Origin of the sequence: Roseiconus nitratireducens (assembly GCF_008629675.1) — a bacterium.
GTDB classification, from domain to species: domain Bacteria; phylum Planctomycetota; class Planctomycetia; order Pirellulales; family Pirellulaceae; genus Stieleria; species Stieleria nitratireducens.
The window spans coordinates 107509-115000 of record NZ_VWOX01000005.1 but is presented as its reverse complement, the minus strand read 5'-3'; the positions used below and the strand labels follow the sequence as shown (position 1 = coordinate 115000).

The window sequence follows — 7492 nt, the reverse complement described above, 5'->3', positions numbered from 1 at the left end:
TCGCCGAGTGTCCCGTCATCTTGGATCGGAAACGCCATCCAGATCGGGTTTTCGGGATCGCTTTGTGCGACGTACAAAGTTTTCTCGTCCGGTGACAAACCGATGCCGTTGGGACGCGTCATCTGCTTGGTCAACAGACTCAACTTTCCGTCGCTGCCGAGACGGTAAACCCCGCAAAAGTCTAATTCACGACGCGGATCCTCGGCACGTTCGGGCAACCCGTATGGCGGATCGGTGAAGTACAGATTGCCGGCCTTGTCGAACGTCAGGTCGTTCGGGCTGTTCAGCCGTTTGCCTTCGAACATGTCGACCAGTGTGCGTTTCCCGCCGCCTCGAGTGAGCACGGAGACACGCCGGTCACCGTGTTCGCACATGGTCAGTCGGCCTTGGGGGTCGCGGGTCAAGCCGTTGCTGCCAGGTTCCAACCCGTAGTAGCTGACACCGGTGTAGCCGCTAGGACGCATGAACAATTCCACGCCGCGGGCCGCCGACCAGCGAAAGATGCTGTTGCGGGGAATGTCGGAGAACAGCAGGTAACCGCCACCGTCACCACCGAACCAGACCGGACCCTCGGTCCAGGTGAAACCGCCGGCGAGAACCTCGATCTTGGTTTCCGCGTCGACAAACTTTTCCAGTTTGGGCGAGAGAACTTCGATGTGCCCCAACGTCGCGGGGGTCTGCGCGTCGCAGGGGACGGTGCACACGCAGGCGGCGAAGGCGGCGAGCAGGAAACAGAGATTTCGCATGGATCGGATCACAAAGACGGGGAGGAGGTTATTCCGCGTCTTGTAGTGTATCCAAATCGTTTTCCGGTTTCCGTATCTGGGCCCGAGGTTTTTCGGTGACGGTGCCCGGAACCAGCCAGGGACCCGTCCAGTTCTCTTCGATCACACGCATCAGTTCGGTGTTGTCGATCGATTCGACTTCCAACAGTCGCTGCGTGATTGCTTCCAGGACTTCACGCCGCTGCGACAAGATTTCGCGGGTCTGCACCAGCATGTCGTCGACGATCCGTGAGACTTCCTTGTCGATCATTTTGGCGGTGTCTTCACCGTAGGTCGAACTGTGCCCGTTCCCACCGCCGCCGGCCAGGAACGGCGACCCGGTGCTGCGGCGATAATTGATTCGACCCAGCCGGCTCATGCCGTAGTCCATCACCATGCTGCGGGCCAGCTCGGTACAGCGTTCCAGGTCGTTTTGGGCACCGGTGCTGATGTCCTGCAGCACCATTTCTTCGGCCAGGGTGCCAGCCAGCAGGACCTTCATCCGGCTTTCCAGTTCCAACTTGGTCATCAGGTAGCGTTCGGATTCGGGGCGTTGCATCGTGTATCCCAGCGCCGCGAAACCACGCGGGATGATGCTGACTTTGTGCACCGGGTCGGTGTTCGGAAGGGCGGCGGCAACCAGCGCGTGTGCGGCTTCGTGGTAGGCGACGCGGATCTTTTCGTCCTCGTTCATGACCCGATTCTTCTTTTCCAGGCCCGCGGTCACGCGATCGACGGCCTCGTCGAATTCGCTGGTGCTGACGGCGTTCTTGTCCGCGCGGGCGGCCAGCAAGGCAGCTTCGTTGACCAGGTTCGCCAAGTCGGCACCGACGAAACCGCTAGTGATCGACGCGATGTGCTTCAGGTCGACGTCTTCGCCAAGTTTCACACTTCGCACGTGCACCTTCAAAATCGCCTCCCGTCCGGCCAAATCGGGTCGGTCGACCAGCACCTGACGATCGAAACGTCCCGGCCGCAACAGCGCCGGGTCCAATGTTTCCGGTCGGTTGGTCGCGGCGACGACGATCACCCCGTTGTTGGAATCAAATCCGTCCATCTCGACCAGCAGCGCGTTGAGCGTCTGTTCGCGTTCGTCGTGGCCGCCGACGACCGAGCCGGACCGGCTTTTGCCCAGCGCATCCAGTTCGTCAATGAAGATGATGCAGGGGGCCCGGCTGGTTGCTTGCTGGAACATGTCGCGCACCCGTGCGGCTCCCACGCCGACAAACATTTCCACAAAGTCGCTTCCGGACAGACTGAAGAACGGAACGCCGGCTTCGCCCGCGATGGCTCGCGCCAGCAGCGTCTTGCCGGTTCCGGGAGGTCCGACCAGCAGCACACCCTTGGGGATTCGCCCTCCCAGGGCTTGGTACTTTTCACTGTTCCGCAAGAAATCGACCACCTCGCGGACCTCTTCGACCGCTTCGTCGATGCCCGCGGTGTCTTCAAAATTGATCGACAGGTCTTCCTGGCCGTGCAGCTTTCCCCGACTGCGAGAGAAGGACATCGGCGAACCGACTCCGCCGATCCGACGCAGCATCACCACGCCGATAGCGATGATGGCGGCCAGCATCACCAGTTCGAACCAGTGGTCATTCAGCCAGCGATTCGGACGGGCGTTGTCCCAGGTCACACCGGAATCTTGCAGCAACTTGTCAAATCGCGCGTCTTGCGTCTCATTGCGAACTCGAACGGTTCGAAAGTTGACCTTCTCGGGCTCGTTCTCCGGCACGTCGGCATTGGCACCGTCCAACCCCAGCGATCGGTACATGACCGTGCCGGTGATCTCCTCGTCGCCAAGCTGCACCAGCTGCAGGTCGGAGTATTCCAGCTGAACGCGAGGATCCTTTGGAGACGGGACAATGATCGAGGGCGTTGCCGTTTCTCCACCCGCTTCGGCAATCCGTCGCTGTTCGGCGTGTTCGGCCAACAGGCGAGCCAAATCAGGGAAACGCAGCGGCCGGCTGCCGTTGCCGAACAGCATGGCGCTCAGCAACACCGCCAGAATGACACCGATGATGACAAACCAGACGCCCCCGCCACGGGTTTCATTCGGACGGCCGTCGCCACCGCCGCGAGGGTCCAGGTCGCTCAGATTCTTGTTCGACTTTTTCTTATCGCTCATTCGATTCTATTTTTGCTATGAGGGGGGCCGGCGCCGGCCGGCGACCTCCCGATGATGCTTTGGTTGTTTCCAAAACTGAAATCCGGTCCGATTCGGATCCTTTGCTCAGCATTGTTCGACTGATCCAGGATCGGGGCAACCCGCGGCGAATTTGTTTGCCGACCGGGTCGGGTCGCCACAATGATGCCGATCGTCCATGATAGAGCCTTCGGGAGAGATCCCTGCGGTCGGAATTTGCCCTGCGACCGAAAACCCCTCGTCCGAAAACTCCTCGTCCGAAAACCCTGCGACTAAAAGCCCCGTGACCGAAACCCCCGCCAACCCGCCGCCAGCCGATCCATCGACGCGACCGGGCGTCCAGAATGTGGCTGTCTTGGGAGCAACGGGCAGCATCGGCACGGCCACCGCGGAGGTGTTGGCGCATTTGAATCGCGTCGACGATCGGTACCGGTGGCGGTTGTGGGCCGCGTCCGGGCACCACAACGTGAAGGGACTGACCGACCTGGCGCGCGATGCCGCACGATTTGGCGGTCCGCCCGAACGTCTGGTGTTTTCCGACCCCACCGTGCAAAGCTCGCTGCGGAATCTGGAAGGCCCGCTGCAGGCGACCGAACAACGTTGGGGCCCGGAAGAGCTGGTTGGTGCGGCGTCCCATCCGGAGGTGGATGTTGTGGTCGCGGCGATTGTCGGCCGTGCCGGGCTGGAGAGCACGTTGGCTGCGGTCGAATCCGGCAAACGCGTGGCTTTGGCGAACAAGGAAACCCTGGTGGTGGCGGGCGGTCTGGTGCAGGAACGCTCGCGGGCAACCGGTGCCCAGTTGCTGCCGGTCGACAGCGAACATTCGGCGATCTGGCAGTGCATCGCCGATTCACCGAACCGGGTCCGGCGGCTGATTTTGACCGCCAGCGGCGGGCCGTTTCGCACCGCCACCGCGGCCCAGATGGAAGCGGCCACACCGGAAACCGCGCTGGCGCACCCGACGTGGCAGATGGGGCGGAAAATCAGCATCGATTCAGCCACGATGATGAACAAGGCGTTGGAAATCATCGAAGCCCGGTGGCTGTTTGATTTGCCGGCCGACCAGATCGAGGTCGTCGTTCATCCGCAATCGATCATCCACTCGATGGTCGAATTTGAAGACGGCTCGGTGCTGGCCCAGTTGAGCCCGCCGGACATGCGGCTGCCGATTCAATATGCGCTGACGCATCCCCGCCGTCTTCCGTGCGAAGCCCCCCCGCTGCAGCGAAATCGCCGCTGGGATTTGTCGTTGGAGCCGGTTGATTTGGAACGTTTTCCCGCTTTGGATCTAGGGTTCCAGGTCGCCCGGGTGGGCGGGACGGCCGGCGCGGTGGTCAATGCGGCCAATGAGGTCGCAGTCGGGCTGTTCCTGAACGACCAGATTCGGTTTACTGACATCGTGACGGTTTGTCGCAAAATAATGGAAAACCACACGTTCGAGGAACGGCCGACGCTTTCGACCCTGCTGCGACTGGACCGCTGGGCTCGCGAGGAGGCGACCGAGTGTGCGGCCGGTGTCGGATGATTGCCGCGTAATTGCCCGGGCCAATATTGGCCGACTGCCGTAGAATACGAGATCAGTCGGGTCGACCTGGCAGACCGCCTGCACCGCATCAGACTGCCCCGCACGAAACCGTGGAGATCTGTCCGTGGGCGAGAACGCGGATCGACCCCGCGGGGGCTCGGTCCGTACGCATCAATCCTTCGTGGCTTCGTCCGCGGCCCGACGTCGGGTTCCTGCCCTGTTTCCGATCACCAGACCTGGCCCTGACACCTGACCAGCGACCACTTCCCTTCCCCAATCTTTCGTAGACAGAAACCAAGATGTTTAGCGACTTGCTCCTGATGCTGGCCGACTCACAACCGGACGGTCTGGCAGCCTTCGGAGCCAAATTCTTACTTTGGACACGGGTCGCCCTGGGCATCGGGCTGGTCATCTTTGTCCACGAATTGGGTCACTTCGTTGCTGCCAAGATGTTTGGCGTCAAATGCGAGAAGTTTTATGTCGGATTTGATCCGCCGTTGAAGATCGGTCCGATCAAGTTGCCCAGTTCTCTGGGAAAGTTCCGCTACGGCGAAACGGAGTATGGGATCGGGATCATTCCCCTGGGCGGCTACGTCAAAATGCTGGGGCAAGATGATGACCCGCGAAAGATGAGAGAAGAGGCTGAGCGGGCGCGGGCCGCCGCCGAAAACGACGACGACGAGGAAGAAAGCGCAGACACGCCGGCCCCGGTCGCGGTCAGCGATCGCGAATTGGACCCGCGGAGTCTGCCGGCCAAGCCGGTTTGGCAGCGGATGATCATCATGAGTGCCGGCGTGTTCATGAACGTGGTCACCGGGATGATGTTCGCCGCGGCGGCCTTCTTCTACGGCGTGCCGTACAACCCCGCGATCATCGGCGGCGTGTCACCGGGCGGTCCGGCCTGGAAAGCCGGCATCGAGCCGGGAGGGCGAGTCGTCTCGATCGATGGCCTGGACGATAAGCAAATGCACTTTCGTGAAATGCGCTCGGCGATCGTGCACGCCGGATTGGAGGAACCGGATCGGCCGATTCCGGTTTCGGTCAGCTACGACGGTGGAACCCAAAAATACAAACTGACCACCGAACCGCATCCGCTGCGGAAGAGCTTTCGGATGATCGGAATCACCAGCCCGACGTCCACCAAGTTGAGCGATACCGATCTTGCGGCTCCACTGAGTGCGGCCGAATCGGTGTTGAGCGATGCAGATCTGGGGGCTTCGATCATTTCGTACGACGGCAACGCCATCAACGAAAAGGCGATCGTTCCGGGCAACGCTTTCTTTGACTACCTGTACACGCACCCCTCCAAGCCGATCGAGTTGGGTCTGCGACGCGCCGATGGATCCGAACAGACGGTCACGCTGCCACCGCAGGCTTCCAAATGGCTTGGGCTGCGAACCGCGGTCGGTCCGGTCACGGCCTTGGTGTCCGAAGGGCCGGCGGAGAAGTCCGGGCTGCAGGTCGGAGATGTGATCGAATCGGTTCAATCCGCAGATTCGACCGCCGACCCGTTGGATGCAGAGTTGCTGTTGTTGCAATTGGCCAAACGCCAGAGTGTTGAACTGTCGGTGCGGCGCGGAAAGGAATCGTTGACGATCAAGATCGACCCGGATCGGTCTCCCCAGACCCTCTCGCCAACCACGGGAACCGGTCGCGAAGCGGCGATCAATGCCTATGGGTTCGCCTTTGAAATGCCCGCGGTCGTCGCGTCGTTTGATGCGGGCGCGCTGGTCAGCGGCGACCCGTTGCAGGCCGGGGACGTGTTGCAGGAAGCGATCCTGTTGCCCAGCAATGACTTTCCATCGCAATACAGCGAAAGCCCGCTGGATCAGGTCGTCGAAGAGTTGTCAAAGACTTGGGAGTTTGACGACACCAAGACGATCGCCGCGTTCCTGGAATCGATCCAATTCATGCCAGCCGGAACCAAGTTTAAAGTCTTGGCCGAACGTGCCGGTTCCGGCGTGATTGTTGAATCGACCCTTCAACTTCGCGACGACGAGGGACGTTTCCGATTCGAACGCGGATTGGGGCTGACCGCATCAGAGTCGGTTCAGACCGCCAGTTCGCTTGGCGAGGCGACGGTGCTCGGGATCCGTGAGTCTCGACGTCGATTGGGCGAAGTGTTCCGGTTCCTGAAGATGTTGGTTGGCGGACGCGTGGCGGCCGATCAGGTCGGTGGTCCGATTCGAATTTTCCAGGTTGCGGGCTCGGAAGCCGAACGCGGCGTGTCGGCCCAGTTGTTGTTCCTGACCATGCTGAGCATGAATTTGGCGGTTTTGAATTTCCTGCCGATCCCCGTGCTTGATGGCGGACACATGGTGTTTTTGATCTGTGAAGCGATCATGGGACGCCGTGTCAACGAAGAACTGGAGATGCGTTTGACGCTGGCCGGTGGGTTGATGTTGTTGGCGCTGATGGTGTTCGTGTTCTTCAATGACTTGATCAACATCTGAATTTCCAGTCGCATCAGAGGCATCGACGCGAGTCTGTCGCCGTGTCCGTAGGCCGCTCTTTGAAGTAGCGAAGTAACGAGTAGCCATGCTCGCCAGAGCGTGGACTTAGATCGCGGTCTGTTGAAAATGGCTCCAACGTGAGCGGTGCGCGATCGGATTCATCCCTCCATCGCAGCGCGGCTTGTCGGTTCAGTGAACTTCTTCTGTCCAAAACGCTCGTGATGTGGCTGACATTCCGCTTGTCACACCTTTGAGGGCGCAGACGAACGCAACGGTCGTCGTCTTGTGCCTGTTGCGACTGTCGTGCTCGTTGGGAGCATCTTGCCCAGTGCGCTGCCCGCCTGGCCGCGAGCTTGCAACTCTGACGGCACTTTGGTGCACCGCTGACGGTGTGGCGACGATACGTACCTTGTTCGACTGACTCTCGAACCGATTTCGACTGACGCCCCTCCCTCCCCACGTCGGTTGAGTTCGCGGTGCGCTTGAGCATCGACGTCTACCGTCCTGACTCCCTCTACCGTCTGACAACCCGGAACGATCCCGATTTATTTCGGGTGCGACTCCGGGACGCTCGACGGGTGGTTTGGTAGACGTCGCTGCTCGCCCG

Annotated in this window: 4 protein-coding genes (1 of these 4 cut by a window edge); 2 read left to right on the top strand and 2 right to left on the bottom strand. The window is 60.7% G+C overall.

What is annotated here, in order from left to right:
• Window positions 1–746: the 5' portion of an SMP-30/gluconolactonase/LRE family protein gene (locus tag FYK55_RS10610; RefSeq protein ID WP_150076398.1), read on the bottom strand. It extends 250 nt beyond the left edge of the window; only the first 746 of its 996 coding nucleotides appear in the window; it begins with the start codon at window positions 744–746; the stop codon falls past the left edge of the window.
• 28 nt (window positions 747–774) lie between these two features.
• Complete coding sequence (ftsH, locus tag FYK55_RS10605; RefSeq protein ID WP_150076397.1) at window positions 775–2889, bottom strand: ATP-dependent zinc metalloprotease FtsH; 2115 nt, start codon at window positions 2887–2889, stop codon at window positions 775–777.
• Between the two features lie 301 nt (window positions 2890–3190).
• On the opposite strand from ftsH, the gene dxr reads away from it, so the two are divergent.
• Both dxr and FYK55_RS10595 read left to right on the top strand, forming a co-directional pair.
• Window positions 3191–4432, top strand: a complete 1242-nt coding sequence (gene dxr, locus FYK55_RS10600) for a 1-deoxy-D-xylulose-5-phosphate reductoisomerase (protein WP_390621721.1) — start codon at window positions 3191–3193, stop codon at window positions 4430–4432.
• 299 nt (window positions 4433–4731) lie between these two features.
• Window positions 4732–6885 (top strand): site-2 protease family protein, encoded by a 2154-nt coding sequence (locus FYK55_RS10595; protein WP_150076395.1) that lies wholly within the window; start codon window positions 4732–4734, stop codon window positions 6883–6885.
• The last annotated feature ends 607 nt before the right edge of the window (window positions 6886–7492 follow it).